Below are 16,751 nucleotides of genomic sequence, written 5' to 3'. Positions count from 1 at the left end.
CGTGTGCGCGGGAGGGAGGCCGCCCCCGGGACCCGCCGGCGTCCCCCGGGCGGGTCCGGGCCGCACGAAGCCCCGGCCCCGGCGGAACGCGCCCGGAGCGGGGCTCCCGCACGGGTCGGGGCCGCCGGGATCAGGCCGTGGGGTCGAGGCCGTGGGAGCCGGCGAACCGCGTCGCCAGGGAGAAGACCGCGCAGGGGGCGGGGAGCGGGCCCCTGCGCAGGAGGGTGTGCAGGCAGGGGCACCACGGGGCGCGTCCCTGGGACAGGCACGCCAGGACGCCGAGCAGGCGCAGGGACAGGGCGATGTCCTCCAGGTGCGGGCCGGGGTGCTCGACGTCGGCCCGGGTGAAGGAGCGGGTGCTGACCTGGACCTCCTTGGCGTGGGCCAGGGTGCGCGCGATCCGGTGCTCGTGGGTGCGGGGCAGGTCGGCGAATCCGTGCTCCGCGACGCGGTGCAGGGCGCCGACCGCGACGGCGCGCGGGGACTCGCAGGCGCGGGCGAGGGCTTCGAGGGCGGGGCAGTCGGCGCGCGAGCGGGGGGAGGCGACCCTGTTCCACTGGGCGGCGGGGACCAGGGAGGCGAAGCAGTCCAGGGCGGCGCGGGTGCGCGGGGTCATCCAGTGCCGGGCGTGCTCGGCGCCGGCGGCCGAGTGGGCGGGGGAGGGCCAGGGGGAGCCCAGCAGCGGCAGGAGGGGGACGCCCCGGCGGCGGGGCGTGCGCAGCACGGTGGGAGGCGCGGACCAGGGCTGTGCGGCCGCCCGGCGGGCGAGGGCGTGGGGGGTGTGGTCCCGGCAGGGCGGCACCAGGCGTCGGCGGCGGCAGCGTCCGTGGTGCAGGGTGGGGCCGCCGCAGGGGAGCGCCCGTCCGGTTGTCCTCGCCATGACCACGAGGTTCCACGATCGGGCCGTTCGCGGCCATGCCCCGCGGGGTGAGGTTGTCCGGTCCGCGCGGTAAGGGGAGGGCGTGGGGGAGGGACCGCCGCGGTCGGTGCGCCCCGTCGCCGGCCGTGGTTCCGCGGGGACCGGGGGCGGCCGACGCGGACACCGTCGCCCGCGGCTCCGGGCCCAGCCGGGGCGGGAGCGCCGGCGGCCGGGGCAGAGGGTGGGCGGGTGCGTCCGAGGGACGGCACCCGCCACCGGCTAGCGGGTCTTGATGAACGCGGGGATGATGCCGGCGATGAGCATCATCGACAGGCTCACGACCATGAGCACAAAGGCGATGGTTCCGACCATGGTGTTTCCTCACGTTTGTTGTTCCCGGACACCGCGCGCGGTGTCCGCCGCGCGGTCGCCGCCCGGCGGACCGGGCACGCCGCGTGCCTCTTCGGTGGCTCACCCTATCTCGACTCCGCGCGGGTTCCCCGGCGGGTGCCCGCACTGGTGGGCGGGGTCGCGGGGGCGGGCGGCGGGGCCGTCAGCGACCGTCCCAGGACCGGCGGTAGGCGTCGACCAGCCAGCGGTCGGCCCAGCCGCGGTCGGGCTCCTCGGGGAGGTCGGCGTTGCCGCACAGCCACTCCAGCCGCTCCTCCAGCTCCGCGGCGCGTGCGAGGGCCTCGGCGCGGCTGTGCCCGCCGAGGCGCAGCTCCCGCAGCCACGTGCGGTCGGCCACGGGCATCGGCAGGGTCAGCCGCCCCGTCTCCATGAGTTCGACGCCCTGGATGCCGAGCCGGACCATGTGGTAGGCGTACTTGGTGTCGAAGCCGTGGGCGTCGACCAGCTCCGGCCTGTTGGTGTGCTTGCCCCCGCGCAGGCCCTCCATGCGCTCCCGCTGGGCGCGCAGGTAGCCGAGGAAGCGGTGGCCCGCCCGGCGCGAGAGGACGCGGTCGGCGGCGGCGCGCAGTTCGAGGCCGGTGTCCGTGACGGCGACGATCTCGCCGTCGGGGACGAACAGGGGCAGCAGCACGGTCGGGTTGCCGTCCAGGGCCAGGCGCATCCACTTGCGCAGCGAGTAGACGGTCAGGTCCAGGTCGCCCGGGCCGGAGCGGGCGTGGTCCGGCTGGGTGCGGAAGACGTACTGCTCGAAGGCGCGCAGTCCGATCACGTACTCGGGCGGTTCGACGCAGATGCCCATCTCGTCACGGTCGTTCTGTCCGCCGACGGCGACCCCGTGGACGCCGGAGCCCACCTGGCAGCGCAGGACGGTGCCCTTCTCGGCGATGCGTGCGTACTCGGGGTCGGAGTGCTTCACCTGCGGCTCCTGGTCGTCGCTGTGCGGAACGGGGTGTGGGCAACCTACCCGTCGGGGGCGGGCGGTTCGACTTCTTTTGGGCGGTCGGGGGCGGGGGAGCCCTGTGGGGCAGGGGATTCGGGCGGTTCGGTAGTTGCCCGCCGGTCCCCGGGACCGTTTACTTGTCCGCGTAGCGCCCCTTTCGGGCGTTTCCGAGCGACATGCACAGAAAGAGGCCTTCCGTGCCCCCCGTGACTTCCGAGGGTCCCGCCCCCAGGATCGACACCTCCGTCCCCCACAACGCCCGTATCTGGAACTACTGGCTGGGAGGCAAGGACAACTACCCGGTGGACCGGGAGATGGGCGAGCAGATCCGCTCGTTCTTCCCGGAGATCGTGGACAACGCGGTCGCGGACCGCGCCTTCCTCGTCCGCACGGTCACCCACCTCGCGCAGGAGGAGGGGATCCGGCAGTTCCTGGACATCGGCACCGGCCTGCCGACCCACAACAACACCCACGAGGTCGCCCAGTCCGTGGCCGCGGACGCGCGGGTCGTCTACGTCGACAACGACCCGCTCGTGCTCGCGCACGCGCGGGCGCTGCTGACGGGGTCGGACCAGGGGGCGACCGACTACGTGGACGCCGACCTGCGCGACCCCGACGCGATCCTGCGCGCGGCCTCCGCGACCCTGGACCTGTCGGAGCCGGTGGCCCTGATGCTGCTGGGCGTGGTGAACTTCGTCGCCGACGACGGCGAGGTCCGCGCGCTCCTGGACAGGCTGCTGGGCGCGCTCGCGCCGGGGAGCTTCCTGGTCGTGTCCCACCCCACGGACGACATCGACCGGGAGCGCGCCCACCAGGTGGCGGCCGCGTGGAACGAGCGAGGCACCCCCAAGCTCACCATCCGCTCGGCCGCGGGCATCGAGGCGCTCTTCGACGGCCTGGAGCTGCTGGAGCCGGGCGTGGTCTCCTGCTCCCTGTGGCGCCCGGGCCCCACCGAGGTGGGCGAGGTCCGCCCGGTGGCCGAGTACGGCGGGGTGGCCCGCAAGGGGTAGCGGCGCGGACCCCGGGGCGGACGCCCTCCCGGGGGCGGGGTCCGAACGCCGCCCCCGGCGGGGCCGCCGGAGGGGCGCTCCGGGCCGTGCGCCCCGTCCGGGGCGCCCACCGGGTGTATCGATTGCGCCACGGAAACCCCGGGGGGAAGCGTCGCCCCTTTTGTACCGTGCGTCACACCCCCTACATTCTTGCCACTGGACGGACGGACTCCGTCCCCGCACGAAGGAGGGGCCGGTGGCGGCCACCGAACAACGCAGGGCGACCTGGAAGCAGCTCGGGCCGGGCATCGTCGTCGCGGCCACGGGCGTCGGCGCGGGCGACATGGTCGCCACCCTCATCGCGGGCAACCGCTTCGGCTACGCCCTGCTGTGGGCGACGATCGTCGGCTGCCTGGTGAAGATCTCCCTGGCGGAGGCCACCGGTCGCTGGCACCTCGCGACCGGGCGCACCATCTTCGACGGGTGGAGCAGCATGGGGAAGTGGACCACCGTCTACTTCGCCCCCTACATCGTGATCTGGGGCTTCGTCTACGGGGCGAGCGCGATGACCGCGACGGCCCTGCCCCTGGCCACCCTCATGCCGGTGCTCCCGCTGGAGCTGTGGGCGGTCCTGGCGGGCGTCTCGGGACTGGCGATCGTCTGGTTCAACCGGTACGCGGTCTTCGAGAAGATCATGACGGTCCTGGTCGGCGTCATGTTCGTGACGGTGGTGGGCCTGGCCGTCTACGTCGGGCCGAACATCGGCCAGACCCTGCGCGGGCTCGTCCCCCTGCTCCCGGAGGGGTCGGTGTTCTACACGCTGGGCCTCGTCGGCGGCGTGGGCGGCACCATCACCATGGCCGCCTACGGGTACTGGGTGAACGCGAAGGGCTGGCGCGACTCCGGCTGGATGCGGATGATGCGGCTGGACAACCGCGTCGCCTACGTCACGACCGGCATCTTCGTCGTCGCGATGCTCATCGTGGGCGCCGAACTCCTGTACGCCAGCGGCATCGCGCTGGAGGAGGGGGACCAGGGGCTCCTCCAGCTGGGCGACATCCTGCGCGAGCGGTTCGGCGGGTTCGTGGCGACCGTGTTCCTCGTCGGCTTCTTCGCCGCCGCCTACTCCTCCATCATCGGCGTGTGGCACGGCGTGAGCCTGCTCTTCGCGGACTTCGTCAACCACGTGCGGGGGCGGGCCGACACCGACCCCGTGGAGAACGAGAAGAGCTGGGCCTTCCGCGGCTACATGCTGTGGCTGACCTTCCCGCCCATGCTCCTGCTGCTGGTGGGCAGGCCCTTCCAGCTGATCATCGCCTACGGCGTCCTGGGCGCGTTCTTCATGCCCTTCCTGGCGTTCACCCTCATGTGGCTGCTCAACTCCTCCCGCACCCCCCGCGAGTGGCGCAACGGGTGGATCAGCAACACCGGGCTGGCCCTGGCGGGCTCGCTCTTCTTGGTCCTGTGCTGCTACGAGCTCTACGGGATCGTCGCCGGGGCCTGACCTGCGCCGGGCCCGCGGGGGCAGGCCCCGGTTCCCCCCTCCCGCCCGCGGGGCCGGCGGGGGGCCCCCCGCCCCCGCCCTACCCGAGCGGGGGGGGGGGCCGCCCCGGGGGGGGCGGGGGGGGGGCCGCCCCCGCGCCCCCCCCCCCGGGGGGGGCCCCCGGGGGGCCCCCCCCCCCCCCCCCCCGGGCCCGCCCGGGGGCCGCCGCCCGCCGTGCCGGGGGCGGAGGAGCGGGCCCGCACGGCCGCCCGGACGGGGCCCGGGCGGCCGTGTCCGCGTACGCGGGCGTCCTCACCCGGCCCGTGCGATGGCGATGGTCGCCCCCAGGCGGTGGCCCGCCTCGTAGAACATGTACTGCGTGCCCCCGTCGGACCCGTAGGAGGGGGCCGCGCTGCGGCCCGAGTCCGGCGGCCCCGCCAGGGGGCTGTGGACCACGCCCAGGTGGTTGCGCAGGGAGAAGTCCCGCCCGACCTCGGTGAGGCGGATGTCGCCCCGGTCGGTGTGGTAGGCGACGTAGGTGCTCCCGCCCCGCTCGACGACATGGGGTCCGGACAGGTTCGACACCCCCACGGAGGAGTGGGAGATCAGCGGTCGGGGGTCGAAGTCGAAGGTGATGCCGTCGGCCGACCACCCCCATCCGATGGAGCGGTTGCCGCCCGTGCTGTTGCGCATGAACACCATCACGTAGCGCGCGCCCCGGTCGGGCAGGGGGTGCTCGAAGACCCGGGCGTAGGAGGCCTCCGTGGTGCCCGGCACCATCGCCGTGGTCAGCACGGCGCCCTGGTAGGCGAAGTCGATCCCGTTCCGCGAGCGCGCCAGGCGCGTGGTGGTGTTCTCGCCGTGGAAGTACAGCCACATCTCCCGGTGCTCGGCGTTCCACATCACGTGCGGCGAGGAGACGTGGCTGACCGAGTAGTGCGGGGACCAGGTGCGGGACACGATCGGGTTGCCCGGGTGCTCGGTGAAGGGGCCCTCCGGGCTGTCGGCGTACGCCAGGCAGATGCCGCCGGGCGCGTCGTGGGGGGAGTAGTAGAGCAGGAAGCGGCCGGGTGCGCCGGACAGCCTCCCGGCGGTGCCGCGCAGGCACGGGAAGATCAGCTCCCCCGTCGGGTTGTAGGCCAGCGACGAGGTGTCCAGTGCCTCGCGCAGGAACGTGTACCGGGGCAGGACCGAGGCGGCGCGGGCGGCGCCCGCGGGCGCCGGCCCGAGGAGGCCGGGGACGAGGAGGGCCCCGGCCGCGGCGGCCCCGGCGCCCAGGAGGGCGGTCCTGCGGCCCACGCCCGGGGGCGGGGTGTCGGGGGAGTGTGCGTCGGACATGACGGTTCCCTTCCGGAGCGTGTCGGGGGGCGCTCCGAGGCCCAGAGTCTCTGCCGGGAACGATGCGCCAGTCAAGGTCCTAATACGTATTAGTGAAACTCCACGGCCATCAACCGGAAATCCGACCGACACCCCTTGACATGCCGCGTGGCGCGGATCACAGTCATGGACTAATGCGCATTAGGAAGCCGTATCAGAGGAGGAACAGGTGACCGACGCAAGCCGGGAGAGGGCCGCCGGGCGCCGCAGGCCCCGCCAGTCCGACATCGCGCGGGTCGCGGGCGTCTCCCAGGCCGCCGTCTCCCTCATCCTGCGGGGGACGCCCTCCGGCATGGCGCTCGCCAGGGAGACTCGGCAGAGGGTCCTCGACGCCGCGGAGGAACTCGGCTACGTGCCCGACCCCGTGGCCACGCGGCTCGCCTCCGCGCGCAACGCGATGCTCGGCCTGTACACCTTCAGCACCACGTTCCCCACCGACGTCGCCCACTCCTACTACCCGGTCCTGGCCGGGGTGGAGGAGGAGGCGGCAGCCCAGGGGCAGGACCTCATCCTGTTCACGGGCTCCGCCCGCGCCGCGGCGCGGGCGGAGGACCCGGCCGCGGTACGGCGCGTCCGCGTCGCCGACGGCTGCCTGTTCTTCGGGCGCCACGTGCCGGAGGAGCCCATCCGGCGCCTGGCCGAGGACGGATTCCCCTTCGTCTACATCGGCCGCCGGGACGAGCCCGGGGTCCCCTACGTCGGCGCCGACTACGTCCCGGCGTCGGCGGACGTCGTGGCCCGACTCGTCGCGGCGGGCCACCGGAAGATCCGCTACCTGCGCGAACACGACCAGGCTCCGGCCTCGGCCGACCGGGAGGAGGGCGTTCTGCGGGGCGCCCGCGAAGCCGGCCTGGACACCCGGGGCCTGGTCGCGCCGACCGACGGCGCCGACGCGGACGCCCTGCTGGGCGGCTGGCTGGCCGAGGGCGTCACCGCCGTCATCGTCGAGCAGACCGACACCGGGGCCGCCCTGGCGGGGCTCGGGGCGGCCGTCGGCCGGGCGGGCCTGGACTGCCCCGGGGACCTGTCCCTGGCGGTGCTCGGCGCGGCCACCGGAACCCGGGGCCGCGCCCCGGGCGGGGGCGCCGCCTTCAGCGGGTTCGACGTCCCCATGCGCGAGATGGGCCGCGACGCCGTCCGCCTTCTGCTGGAGCTGATCGCGGGCGCCCCCGGGGGAGCCACCCGGCGCCTGCTGCCCTGCGAACCGGTGGAGGGCGGCACGATCTCCGCCCCCCGCCCACCGGAGAAGCACACCTGAGAGACGTCCCGGACGGCCACGCGGCCACCGAGGGACAGGACCGTTTCCGACCAGTCCGGCGCAGACCCCCGCGGGGGCCGCCGGAACCGCTCACGAACGAATCAGGCACACGATGACCGAGACCCGTACAGAGATCCTCGTCGTGGGCGGGGGACTGGGCGGCGTGGCCGCCGCGCTGGCCGCCGCCGACTCCGGCCGCCGCGTCGTCCTCACCGAGGAGACCGACTGGATCGGCGGACAGCTCACCTCGCAGGCCGTCCCGCCCGACGAGAACCCCTGGATCGAGCAGTTCGGCGCCACCGCCTCCTACCGCCGCCTGCGCGAGGGCATCCGCGACCACTACCGCCGGGCCTACCCGCTGCGCGCGGAGGCCGCCGCCTCCCGCACCCTCAACCCCGGCGCCGGCCGGGTCAGCAAGCTCTGCCACGAGCCGCGGGTCGCCCTGGCCGTCCTGGAGGAGATGCTCGCCCCCCACCGTGCCGCCGGGCGCGTCACCGTGCTCGAACGGCACCGCCCCGTGCGGGCGCACACGGACGGGGACCGGGTGGGCGCCGTCGTCCTGGAGGACGCGCGGGGCCGGCGGCACACCGTCGCCGCCGACTACGTCCTCGACGCCACGGAGAACGGCGACCTCCTGCCGATGGCGGGGATCGACCACGTCACCGGCGCGGAGGCCGCATCGGAGCACGGCGAGCCGCACGCCCCCGGGACCGCCGACCCCGCCAACCTCCAGGGCATCACGTACTGCTTCGCCGTCTCCCACCACGAGGGCGAGGACCACACGATCGAGCGCCCGCGCATGTACGACTTCTGGCGCTCCTACCGGCCCGACTTCTGGCCGGGCCCCCTGCTGGGCTTCGCCGCGCCCGACCCGCGCACCCTGGAGCCCTCCCTGCGCACGTTCGTCCCCAACCCCGACGTGGACCCCCTCGCCGTGGCCGCCGACCAGAGCGCCGACGCCGGGGACAAGGAGCTGTGGGGCTTCCGCCGCATCCTGGCGCGCGGCATGCACCGCCCCGGAGCGTTCGACTCCGACATCACCCTGGTCAACTGGCCGCTCAACGACTACTGGCTCAAGCCCGCCCTGGAGATCGAGGGCCTCGTGGACGCCGCGACCGTCCGCGAGGCCCACGAGGAGGCCCGCCAGCTGTCCCTGTCGGTCCTGTACTGGCTCCAGACCGAGGCGCCGCGGCCCGACGGCGGCGCCGGGTTCCCGGGACTGCGGCCGCGCCCCGACGTCACCGGCGCGGAGGGCGGGCTCGCCAAGGCCGCCTACGTCCGCGAGTCCCGCCGCATCAGGGCGGTCACCACCGTCACCGAGCACGACGTGTCCCTCGACCTCGTGGGGCCCCGCGGCATCGTCCGGCGCCACGACTCCGTGGGCATCGGCAGCTACCGCATCGACCTGCACCCCTCCACCGGCGGCGACACCTACGTCGACATCGCCAGCGTCCCGTTCGAGATCCCCCTGGGCGCCCTCCTGCCCGCCCGGGAGACCAACCTGCTCCCCGCCGCGAAGAACATCGGCACCACCCACATCACCAACGGCTGCTTCCGGCTGCACCCCGTCGAGTGGAACATCGGCGAGGCGGCCGGCCGCCTCGCCGCCTTCGCCCTGGAGCGGGGCACCACGCCGCACGCCGTCCGCGACAAGGCCGACCTCCTGGAGGCCTTCACCGCCCTCCTGGACCGCACCGGCGTCGAACGCCACTGGCCCGACGTCCGCGGCTACTGACGCCCCCGGGCGCCGCCCGCCCCCCCCCCCCCCGCCCGCGGCGCCCCCCCCCCCCCCCCCCCCCCCCCCCCCCCCCCCGCGCGCCCCCCCCCCCCCCCCCCCCCCCCCCCCCCCCCCCCCCCCCCCCCCCCCCGCCCCCCCCCCCCCCCCCCCGCCCCCCCCCGCCCCCCCCCCCCCCCCCCCCCCCCCCCCCCCCCCCCCCCCCGCACCGCCCACCCCACACGCACCCCCGAAGGGGCGACGATGACCGACCCGACCCCACCTCCCACCCGCGGCCCCGTACGCGTCGGCATCGACGTCGGGGGCACCTTCACCGACGCCGTGGCCGTCAGCGCCACCACGTTCGCCCTCCTGGGCCAGGTCAAGGTGCCGACCAGCCACGACCACGCCGACGGCGTCGCCCACGGCATCATGACCGCGCTGGAGCGCCTGCTCGACGACATCGGCGTCGGCGCCGACGACGTCGGCTTCCTCGCGCACGGCACCACCCAGGCCACCAACGCCCTCCTGGAGGGCGACGTCGCCACCATCGGCATCGTGGGGATCGGCACCGGCTACGACGCGTTCGCCACCGCGCGCCTGCGCTCCCTGGGCAGGCTCAGGCTCGACTCCGGGCACCGGCTCCCCGTCCGCTACACGGCGCTCCGCGACCCCGAGGACGCCGCGGCCGCGCTCGCCGGCGTCGACCGGGTGCTCGCCGAGGGGGCCGAGGTCGTGGTCGCGGTCGAACCCTTCAGCGTGGACGACCCCAGGGGCGAGGCCGCCGTCCGGGCGGCGGCCGAGCTGCGGGGCGTCCCCGTCACCGCCACCCACGAGATCACCCAGCTCTACGGCCTGGGCAAGCGGGCCCGCACCGCCGCGCTCAACGCCGGCGTGATGCCCCGCATGCTCCGGACCGCCGACCTCGTCGAGAGCAGCATCCTCAAGGCCGGGGTGAGCGCGCCGCTGATGGTGATGCGCTGCGACGGCGGGGTCATGTCCCTGGCCGAGATGCGCAGCCGCCCCCTCCTGACGGTGCTCTCCGGACCCGCGGCCGGGGTCGCGGGGGCCCTCATGGGGGAGAGGGTGAGCGAGGGCGTCTTCCTGGAGACGGGCGGAACCTCCACCGACGTCAGCGTGATCCGGCGCGGGCGGGTGCAGATCAGGCACGCCGAACTGGGGGGCAGGGAGACCTACCTGTCGGCCCTGGACGTGCGCACCGTCGGGGTGGGCGGCGGCTCCCTCGTGCGCCTCTCCGGAGGCGACGGGCCCGGGGAGGCCGCCCTGGCGGACGTGGGCCCCCGCAGCGCCCACATCGCGGGCCTGCCCTACGCCTGCTTCGCCGACCCGGCCGAACTGGAGGGGGCCCGGCTGGTCCGGGTCAGCCCCCTGGCCTCCGACCCCGGCGACCACGCCGTCCTGGAGACCGGCGAACGGCGCTTCGCCCTCACGGTCACCTGCGCGGCCAACGCCGCCGGGCTGGTGCCCGAGGGCGACTACGCCCGCTCCGACGCACGCGCCGCCCGGGCAGCCCTGGCCCCGCTGGCACGCGCCCTCGGGGTCGACGTGGACGGGGCCGCGCGCGCCGTCCTGCACCGGGCCACCGAGCGCGTCGGCGCCGTCGTGGAGGCGCTCGTGCGCGACTACGGGCTCGACCGCGACGTGTGCGAACTCGTCGGCGGGGGCGGCGGCGCCGCCACCGTCACCCCCTACCTGGGCGAGCGCACGGGCATGCGGTCCCGCATCGCCGCCCACAGCGAGGTCATCAGCCCCTTGGGCGTGGCCCTGGCACTGGTCCGCGAGTCCGTCGAGCGCATCATCCCCGGCGCCACCCACGCCGACGTGCTCGCCGTGCGCTCCGAGGCCGAGCAGGCGGTGCTCGCGCAGGGCGCCGACCCCTCCGGGGTGGAGGTGGAGGTCACCGTCGACCCGCAGCGCAACCTCGTCACCGCCGTCGCCACGGGCGCCACCGAGCTGCGCACCAAGGACCGCACCGCCGTCACGGACGCCGGCGCGGCCCGCGCCGCGGCCGCCGCCAGCCTCGGCGCGGACCCGCGGGCCGTCGCCGAGTACGCCTCCAACGGCTGGTACCGGGTCTTCGGCCTGCTCCGCCGGCCCGGGGGGCCGTTCGGCCGCTTCGCCCGCGAACGGGCCCACGTGCGCGTCGTGGACGCCGAGGGCGTCGTGCGCCTGCACAGCGCCGACGCCCGGGTGGACACCCTGACCGCCGCGGAGGCGGAGGGAAGGCTCAGGGACCTGGTGGCGGAGCGCACCGCCTACGGCGACGGAGGGGCGGTCCCGCCCGCGGTGTGGCTCCTGCTGGGCCCCAAGCTCGCCGACCTGTCGGGGGTCATGGACCCCGGCCACCTCCTGGCGCTCGCCGCCGCCGAGATCGGCCGCCGCGGCCCCGACGAGACGGTGATCGCCCTGACGGAGACACGCCGATGACCGCGCCGCCGCGCCCCGGAGCCGACTACGACCGCATCTCGGCGGCCTCCGACGAGGACCTCGCCGCCGAACTCCTGGCCCTGACCCCCACGCACGAGGGCCGCGACCCCGGGCAGCTGCGCGAGTGGGCGCGCACCGCCCTGGCCTTCGGGCGCGAGCTGGCCGACACCGCCGGCGCGGGGCCCGGGGGAGCGGGGGCCGAGGTGACCGACAGGGCTGCCGGGGGCCTGCGCCCCGGCGAGGTCCTGCTCGCCGAGTACCTCCACCGGGCCTCGGGGGACCGGGTGATCGTCTACGCCGACGCCCTGGACTACGCCCGCGGGGTGGCGGAGGAGGCGGGCTGGGGCCGGGACTACCCGCGCGCCGCGCTGCGCGGGGCGGCGCTCGCCCACGAGGAGGCCCACCGCATGCTGCACCGCGGCCACGGCCGGGAGCTGCGCCGCAGGCTCGGCCACACGGCGCTCAGACTGGGGCCCCTGCGGGTGCGGGGGCACGTCGCCGGCGCGGACGAGATCGCCGCCCACGCCTACGCCGCACGGCGCGGAGCGCTCCGCCGGAGCCCGCTCGCGCTCACCGCGGCCATCGCCGCCACCCTCGCCCACCGGGGCACGGACCAGTACGGACCGGGCCCCAGAACCACCTCCGGAGACCGCCCGTGACCGCCCTGGGAATCCTTCTCGCCATGGCCGTGGGCGTCGGCCTGATGCTGACGCGCCGACTCCCCACCGCCTTCGCCCTCGTCCTGCTGTCCGTCGCCGTCGCGCTGATCGCGGGGGCGCCGCTCACCGGGGAGGAGGGCAGCGTCGTCGGCACCGTCGTCCAGGAGGGGGCTCCGCGCCTGGCGGCGACCATGGTCGCCATCCTGCTGGGCTGCTGGCTGGGCACGCTGATGTCGGAGGCGGGGATCGCCTCGACGCTCGTCCGCAAGATCGTGGAGTTCGGCGGCGAGCGCCCCTCCGTGGTCGCGGTCGGCGTGTTCCTGGTCGCGATCCTGTGCGGGGCCATCACGGGCTCGGCCCCGGCGGCGATGCTCGCGGGCGTCGTCGGCATCCCGGCGATGATCGCGGTCGGGGTCACGCCCACGGTCGCGGCGGGCACCGTCCTGGTGGGCATCGCCGCGGGGCTCCCCCTGGAACTGATCAACTGGCAGTTCCTGTCCGACGCCGTCGGCGTCCCGGTCTCCACGGTGCAGCACTTCCAGCTGCGCATGTTCCCGATCGCCCTGGTCGGCGGCCTCGCCTACATCCTCGTGGAGATGCGCCGCAAGGGGGCGCGGCACACGTGGGCCGTGCGCGTCCCCGCGCCCGCCGGGGGCGGGGGCCCCGACCGTCCCCCGGGCCGGCGCGCACGCGCCGCCGAACGGCGCCGCCGCCGCGGGGACGCCCCCTGGTACGCGCTGGTCACACCCCTGGTCCCGATCGTGCTGGCGCTGGGGCTGGAGATCCCCATCGTGCCCTCGCTGATCGCGGGCGTCGTCTACGCGCTGCTCACCGCCGTGCCCTGGCGCGACATGACGAGCACCGCGCTGCGGACCCTCTACCAGGCGTTCGACGTGGCGGCCCCGCCCATCGTCCTGTTCATCGCGATCGGGATGCTCCTCGCCGCGGTGAACCTGCCCGGCGCGGTCCAGGCGCTCAGCCCCGTGGTCACCGCGATCAGTCCGGGCAGCCCGTGGCTGTTCGTCCTGGTCTTCGCCGCGCTGGTGCCGCTGGCCCTCTACCGCGGGCCGATGAACATCTTCGGCCTCGGCGCGGGGGTGGCCGGGGTGCTCATCTCCGGAGGCGTCTACCCCGCCCCGGCGGTGCTGGGCATGATGGCCTCCTACGGCCAGGTCCTGGGCGTCTCGGACCCCACCAGCACCCAGACGGTGTGGGCCTCGCAGTACGCCGGGGTGCGACCCGAGCGCTCCATGCTCTCCACACTCCCCTACACGTGGGTGGTCGCCGTCGCCGGCCTGGCCCTCACCGCGTTCCTCTACCTGCGGTGATCCTCCCGGCGGGGTCCGCCGGGAGGCGCCTCCCGGGCCCGCCGGGGCGCGGCCGGCGGCGCCGGGTCGGCCCCGCCCCGGGCGGGGCCGGCGCCGTGTCGGCGGTCACGCCTAGGATCGGGGCCATGACCACTGTGTCCCAACTGCGCAAGGCGGCGCTCGCCCTTCCCGAGGTGGAGGAGGGCACGCGCTCCGGCACGGTCGCGTTCTCGGTGCGCGGCAAGCGGTTCGCCTCGGTCACCGGGGACGGCCTGGTACAGCTGTACCTGCCGGACGCCGAGGCCGAGGCGGCGCGGGCCGCGCACCCGACGGGGGAGCGGCCGGTGCGGGCGGGCGTCCCCGTCGGCTTCCGCGTGCCGTTGGCCGACGTCGACGGCAAGGACCTCAACGCCCTGGTCCGCGCCGCGTGGTCCTGCCGCGCCCCCGAGCGCCTGGCGGCGGCGATCGCCGCCGCCGACGAGGGGACCGGGCCCGCGGACTGCGACCTTCCGGCCGCCATCGGCGGACCGGCCACGCGCGCCCTGCTCGGGGCCGGACTGGCCACCCTGGCGCAGGTCGCCGCCCGCACGGAGGAGGAGCTGCTCGCCCTGCACGGGGTGGGCCCCAAGGCCGTGCGCGTCCTCGCCGAGGAGCTGTCCCGCCGGGGCACGCCGCCGCGCTGACACCCCGGTCCCCGGAGGGCCGGCGCGGCGGCGGAGCCCGCCGATGGACCGATCGGCCGATCGGCCTGCCGTGGGCGCGGCCGCGCTGGTAGCGTGGCGCGCCATGACGATCCTGAGCCGCCCCCCGTTCGCGCGCCTGGTGGCCCGGTCGATGCAGGCGGGCATGGCGCTCGCGGCGGGACCCGCGACCCGGCGCGCCCACGCGAGGCTTCCCGAGTACCCCCGAAGGACCGAGGCGCTCACCGTCCCCACCTCCTACGGTCCGGCGCGCGTCACCGTCCACCGCCCCGCGCCCGGTCCCCGGCCCCCGGCGGTGTACGTCAACCTGCACGGCGGGGGCTTCGTGCTGGGGTGGACGGAGGTGGACGACCCGCTGTGCCGGGCGCTGGCGGCCGAGGCGGGGGCGGTCGTGCTCAACGTCGGCTACGCGGTCGCGCCACAGCACCCGTTCCCGGCCCCGGCCCGCCAGGCGCACGAGATCGTGCGGTGGGCGGCGGCCCACGGCGGCGAGCACGGCTGGGACGGGTCGCGCCTGGCGGTCGGCGGGCAGAGCGCGGGAGGCGCCCTGGCCGCGGCGGCGGCGCGGCTGGACCTGGAGGCCGGCGAGTCCCTGGTCGGGTTGCAGGTGCTGCACTACGCGCCGCTGGACATGACCGTGGCGGCGGGGGACAAGCCCTCGGTCGTCGACCGGCCCCTGCTGCGGCCCTGGATGGGGGAGGTCTTCAACTCCTCCTACCTGCCCGACCCGGCGGAGCGGGGCCACCGGCTGGCCTCCCCGGCGGGGCCGCGGGACACCGCGGACCTCACCGGTGTCGCGCCCGCCCTCGTGGTCGTCGCCGAGCACGACATCCTGTGCGAGGAGGGGCGCCGCTACGCCCGCCGGCTCGACGGGGCCGGCGCGCTCGCGGCCCTGCACGAGGTCGCCGGCCGCGACCACGGCTACGACGTGGGCGACGACGACGCGGCCCGGGAGACCTACCGCCTGATCGCCTCCCACGTCGTACAGGCGCTCCCGGCGCCCGGGTAGGCGCCGCGGGCCCGCCGCCGGGCCCGGCTCCCCGGGCGGCACGGGACCGCGCCGACGGCCACGGCGGGCGTGGCCGCGACCGCCGTCGGCGCGCGGGGGCCGGCTCCGGGGGCCCGGCCGCCTACGCCCGGGGCCGCTGGTCGACGATGCGCCGGAACTTGCCCACGGACCGCTCGATCTGCTCGGGGTCCACGACGTCCACGGTGACGCTCACGCCGACCCTGTCCTTGACCGTGGCGACGATCTCCCGGCTCAGGGCGGTGCGGCGCTCGGCGGTGCAGTCCGGGGCGGCCTCGATCCGCACGGCCATGCGGTCCAGGCGGCCCTCCTTGGTGAGCACCAGCTGGAAGTGCGGGGCGAGCCCGTCCAGGCCCAGCACGATCTCCTCGATCTGGGTCGGGAAGACGTTGACGCCGCGCAGGATGATCATGTCGTCGCTGCGTCCGGTCACCTTGTCCATGCGGCGCATGGGCCGGGCGGTGCCCGGGCGCAGCGTCGTCAGGTCGCGGGTGCGGTAGCGGATCACGGGCATCGCCTGCTTGGTCAGCGAGGTGAAGACCAGCTCGCCGTTCCGCCCGTCGGGCAGGACCTCCTGCGTGACGGGGTCCAGGACCTCGGGGTAGAAGTGGTCCTCCCACACGTGCAGGCCGTCCTTGGTCTCCACGCACTCGTTGGCCACGCCCGGCCCCATGACCTCGGACAGGCCGTAGATGTCGACGGCGTGGATGTCGAAGCGCTCCTCGATCTCGCGGCGCATCTGCTCGGTCCAGGGCTCGGCGCCGAAGATGCCGATCCTGAGGGAGGTCGTGCGCGGGTCGACGCCCTGGCGCTCGAACTCGTCCAACAGGGTCAGCATGTAGCTGGGGGTGACCATGATGATCTCGGGCCGGAAGTCCTGGATGAGCTGGACCTGCTTGGCGGTCTGGCCGCCGGAGGCCGGGATGACCGTGCAGCCGAGCTTCTCGGCGCCGTAGTGGGCGCCCAGGCCCCCCGTGAAGAGCCCGTAGCCGTAGGAGACGTGGACCTTGTGGCCGGGCCGCCCGCCCGCCGCGCGGATGGAGCGGGCCACGACCGTGGCCCAGGTGTCGATGTCCTCGCGGGTGTAGCCCACGACCGTGGGGCGGCCCGTGGTGCCGCTGGAGGCGTGGATGCGGCTGACCTGCTCCTGGGGGACGGCGAACATGCCGAAGGGGTAGTTGTCGCGCAGGTCGGCCTTGGTGGTGTGCGGGAAGAGGCCGATGTCCTCCAGCGTCCGCAGGTCCGCGGGGCGCACCCCGGCCTCGTCGAACTTCTTCCTGTACAGCGGCACGTTGGCGTACGCGTGGTCCAGCGTCCACCGCAGGCGCCGCAGCTGGAGGGCGCGCAGTTCGTCGACACTCATGCGCTCGGCCGGGTCCAGGAGGTCGGACGCGGGCGCCTGCCCGAGGCGCTGGTGAGGGGCGGCACCGGCCGACCGCGTGGTGGTGTCGTGGCTTGCCATGGACCTCTCCGTGTACTGTGCGCGGGAACCCGCCGGGCCGGACGCCCGGGGGGTGGGCGGGCGGGGGCCGCGCGGTCGTGGATGTGGTGCGGGTCCTCTGCGGGGGGACCCGACTT

Annotated in this window: 13 protein-coding genes; 9 read left to right on the top strand and 4 right to left on the bottom strand. The window is 75.8% G+C overall.

All coding sequences use genetic code 11. The features are described from left to right. Positions 1-130: 130 nt before the first annotated feature. Both ACIRPH_RS08330 and ACIRPH_RS08325 read right to left on the bottom strand, forming a co-directional pair. Positions 131-880: a hypothetical protein gene (locus tag ACIRPH_RS08330; protein ID WP_402910983.1), complete on the bottom strand. Its 750-nt coding sequence runs from the start codon at positions 878-880 to the stop codon at positions 131-133. Between the two features lie 532 nt (positions 881-1,412). Then, the gene (locus tag ACIRPH_RS08325) at positions 1,413-2,186 is read right to left on the bottom strand and encodes a DNA polymerase beta superfamily protein (RefSeq protein WP_402910980.1); all 774 of its coding nucleotides are present in this window, start codon (positions 2,184-2,186) and stop codon (positions 1,413-1,415) included. 200 nt (positions 2,187-2,386) lie between these two features. On the opposite strand from ACIRPH_RS08325, the gene ACIRPH_RS08320 reads away from it, so the two are divergent. Beyond that, positions 2,387-3,220: an SAM-dependent methyltransferase gene (locus ACIRPH_RS08320; protein ID WP_402910977.1), complete on the top strand. Its 834-nt coding sequence runs from the start codon at positions 2,387-2,389 to the stop codon at positions 3,218-3,220. A 235-nt stretch (positions 3,221-3,455) separates the two neighbouring features. Further along, positions 3,456-4,703, top strand: a complete 1,248-nt coding sequence (locus tag ACIRPH_RS08315) for an Nramp family divalent metal transporter (protein ID WP_402910974.1) — start codon at positions 3,456-3,458, stop codon at positions 4,701-4,703. 291 nt (positions 4,704-4,994) lie between these two features. Here ACIRPH_RS08315 and ACIRPH_RS08310 read toward each other — a convergent pair whose 3' ends face one another. Then, positions 4,995-6,020 carry a hypothetical protein gene (locus ACIRPH_RS08310; protein ID WP_402910972.1) on the bottom strand — a complete coding sequence of 342 codons (1,026 nt, stop codon included), beginning with the start codon at positions 6,018-6,020 and terminating at the stop codon, positions 4,995-4,997. 208 nt (positions 6,021-6,228) lie between these two features. Here ACIRPH_RS08310 and ACIRPH_RS08305 point away from each other — a divergent pair, with 208 nt between their 5' ends. The 7 genes from ACIRPH_RS08305 to ACIRPH_RS08275 all read left to right on the top strand — a co-directional run bounded on the left by ACIRPH_RS08305 (position 6,229) and on the right by ACIRPH_RS08275 (position 15,155). After that, positions 6,229-7,317, top strand: a complete 1,089-nt coding sequence (locus ACIRPH_RS08305) for a LacI family DNA-binding transcriptional regulator (protein WP_402910969.1) — start codon at positions 6,229-6,231, stop codon at positions 7,315-7,317. A 112-nt stretch (positions 7,318-7,429) separates the two neighbouring features. Further along, a complete protein-coding gene (locus tag ACIRPH_RS08300) occupies positions 7,430-9,052 on the top strand; it encodes an FAD-dependent oxidoreductase (RefSeq protein ID WP_402910967.1) in 1,623 nt (540 codons plus the stop codon). 243 nt (positions 9,053-9,295) lie between these two features. Then, positions 9,296-11,479 carry a hydantoinase/oxoprolinase family protein gene (locus ACIRPH_RS08295; protein WP_402910965.1) on the top strand — a complete coding sequence of 728 codons (2,184 nt, stop codon included), beginning with the start codon at positions 9,296-9,298 and terminating at the stop codon, positions 11,477-11,479. Then, entirely contained in the window at positions 11,476-12,138 is a 663-nt protein-coding gene (locus ACIRPH_RS08290; protein ID WP_402910962.1) for a hypothetical protein, read from the top strand. The genes ACIRPH_RS08295 and ACIRPH_RS08290 overlap by 4 nt, the downstream gene beginning before the upstream one ends. Beyond that, on the top strand, positions 12,135-13,466 hold the full coding sequence (locus ACIRPH_RS08285; RefSeq protein WP_402910960.1) for a transporter: 1,332 nt from the start codon (positions 12,135-12,137) through the stop codon (positions 13,464-13,466). The genes ACIRPH_RS08290 and ACIRPH_RS08285 overlap by 4 nt, the downstream gene beginning before the upstream one ends. 125 nt (positions 13,467-13,591) lie before the next feature. After that, positions 13,592-14,128: a hypothetical protein gene (locus ACIRPH_RS08280; RefSeq protein WP_402910957.1), complete on the top strand. Its 537-nt coding sequence runs from the start codon at positions 13,592-13,594 to the stop codon at positions 14,126-14,128. Between the two features lie 103 nt (positions 14,129-14,231). After that, the gene (locus ACIRPH_RS08275; protein WP_402910954.1) at positions 14,232-15,155 is read left to right on the top strand and encodes an alpha/beta hydrolase fold domain-containing protein; all 924 of its coding nucleotides are present in this window, start codon (positions 14,232-14,234) and stop codon (positions 15,153-15,155) included. A gap of 121 nt (positions 15,156-15,276) precedes the next feature. Here the strand turns inward: ACIRPH_RS08275 and paaK are convergent, their stop codons facing one another. Then, complete coding sequence (gene paaK / locus ACIRPH_RS08270) at positions 15,277-16,635, bottom strand: phenylacetate--CoA ligase PaaK (protein ID WP_402910952.1); 1,359 nt, start codon at positions 16,633-16,635, stop codon at positions 15,277-15,279. Positions 16,636-16,751: the final 116 nt, after the last annotated feature.

Source organism: Nocardiopsis sp. NPDC101807, from assembly GCF_044766605.1.
Taxonomy (GTDB): domain Bacteria; phylum Actinomycetota; class Actinomycetes; order Streptosporangiales; family Streptosporangiaceae; genus Nocardiopsis; species Nocardiopsis tropica.
The sequence above is the reverse complement of the archived record's forward strand: the minus strand, read 5'-3'. Positions and strand labels throughout refer to the sequence as shown.

Coding starts and splice junctions, on each gene's coding strand:
- ACIRPH_RS08330 (WP_402910983.1), bottom strand. CDS start 880: ATGGCGAGGACAACCGGACGGGCGCTCCCCTGCGGCGGCCCCACCCTG.
- ACIRPH_RS08320 (WP_402910977.1), top strand. CDS start 2,387: ATGCACAGAAAGAGGCCTTCCGTGCCCCCCGTGACTTCCGAGGGTCCC.
- ACIRPH_RS08310 (WP_402910972.1), bottom strand. CDS start 6,020: ATGTCCGACGCACACTCCCCCGACACCCCGCCCCCGGGCGTGGGCCGC.
- ACIRPH_RS08300 (WP_402910967.1), top strand. CDS start 7,430: ATGACCGAGACCCGTACAGAGATCCTCGTCGTGGGCGGGGGACTGGGC.
- ACIRPH_RS08295 (WP_402910965.1), top strand. CDS start 9,296: ATGACCGACCCGACCCCACCTCCCACCCGCGGCCCCGTACGCGTCGGC.
- ACIRPH_RS08290 (WP_402910962.1), top strand. CDS start 11,476: ATGACCGCGCCGCCGCGCCCCGGAGCCGACTACGACCGCATCTCGGCG.
- ACIRPH_RS08280 (WP_402910957.1), top strand. CDS start 13,592: ATGACCACTGTGTCCCAACTGCGCAAGGCGGCGCTCGCCCTTCCCGAG.
- ACIRPH_RS08275 (WP_402910954.1), top strand. CDS start 14,232: ATGACGATCCTGAGCCGCCCCCCGTTCGCGCGCCTGGTGGCCCGGTCG.
- paaK (WP_402910952.1), bottom strand. CDS start 16,635: ATGGCAAGCCACGACACCACCACGCGGTCGGCCGGTGCCGCCCCTCAC.